General features: G+C 59.8%; 1 protein-coding gene. It reads left to right on the top strand.

Going from position 1 to position 1,402, the window contains the following annotated elements; translation table 11 throughout:
- Positions 1–1,402, top strand: a 1,402-nt coding sequence (locus ABYA88_RS16465; protein ID WP_373188462.1) for a leukotoxin LktA family filamentous adhesin, incomplete at both ends; no start/stop codon positions are given.

The following is a 1,402-nucleotide window of genomic DNA, read 5'->3' as shown; positions in this document are numbered from 1 at the left end:
GGTGAACATCGTCAAGGACAGCAAGGCGGAGATCCACGGCGTTCTCAACAGCTATCAGAACGGCACGCTTGGCGGCAACGTGGTATTTGCCAGCTCCCAGGGTTTCCTGGTGGGCGCCTCGGGCGTAGTCAATGTGGGGCAACTGACGGTTCGCACACCCACCGAGGGTGATCTCGACGAGCTCATCGCCGGGACCAAAACGGTCGACGATACACTGGCTGTCTCGCCTACCGGTCTGATCACGATCGATGGCAAGGTCAACGCCAGTGACGGAATTGATCTGCAAGGCGCCCGGGTCAATGTTGGCAGCGGCGGCAAGCTGATCGCCGGTAATGCCCTGAATGCCGATTATGTAGCAACGGCTGCGGTCAATACCGGTGATTACACTGCGCCCACCGCGTTGGTCAAAGATGGCGGTACGATTCATATTGTGGCGGGCGGTGCATTTGGTTCCGGTGATGCACTGATCGCCGGCGACCTGCTGGCCGATGGCGGAATCACCATCGAAGCCAACAGCATTGAAATAACCAGCGCCGGTGTGCTGGATGCCCGCGACAAGGTCACCACCAACGCTCACGGTAATGTCACGCTCACTGCCAGTAGCGTGCAGGAAGTCGGCATGGGCATAGCGGTGGCGAAATCATCCGTCACGCTGGCAGGGCAGGTGCATGCCAATGATGTGACAGCCACGGCGCAGAGCACAGCGACGGCATCGTTCTATGAGGATCCGGTCGCCGGTCTTACCATCATGGCGCTGGGGCCCTTCACGGGCGCAGGCTTCTATCTGATGGCTGCCGACGCCGAAGCAACGGTGGATGTGGAAGGCACAGCGAACGTCCAGGCCAGCGGTAACGTGACGATGGCCTCCGAATCCCATGCGCTGAGTCAGGCCAGCCAGATCAACACCTCCGGCGGGAAGGGATCTCTTTCGGCTATCTACAACACCAGTGATGCCACCAGTACGACCCGAATTAAAAGCGGTGCGACTGTCCAGTCGGGCGGTGATCTGACGGTGGCGGCCCACAACGAAGCCTTTATTGCTGCCAGCGCACTGGATGTGATCGCGGCGGATGCGAACAAACTGGTGGTAGCCATTGCGGTGGGTGAGTCGGATGTCGACGCCACCGCCGTGATCGAAAGCGGTGCCGTGCTCGCGGCAGATAGCCTGGTACTGGCTGCAGAAAATCAGAATTATTACTCGGTCTCGGCCAGTGCCATGGGTCTGAAGGATACCGAGTACGGTATCGCCGTGGCGGTAGGAGATTTCAATACCAATGCCACCGCGGAAATGGGTGCCTCGCTGGGCACCGATACAGCAAAGACCGGCGATGTCAGCATCACTGCGCTGGATCGCACCGTACACCAGCAGGTCAAGTCGGGTGTCACGGTCGGCAGCAACACG

Origin of the sequence: Halopseudomonas sp. (genome assembly GCF_041579695.1) — a bacterium.
GTDB lineage: Bacteria > Pseudomonadota > Gammaproteobacteria > Pseudomonadales > Pseudomonadaceae > Halopseudomonas.
This window is presented reverse-complemented; position numbering and strand designations above follow the sequence as displayed.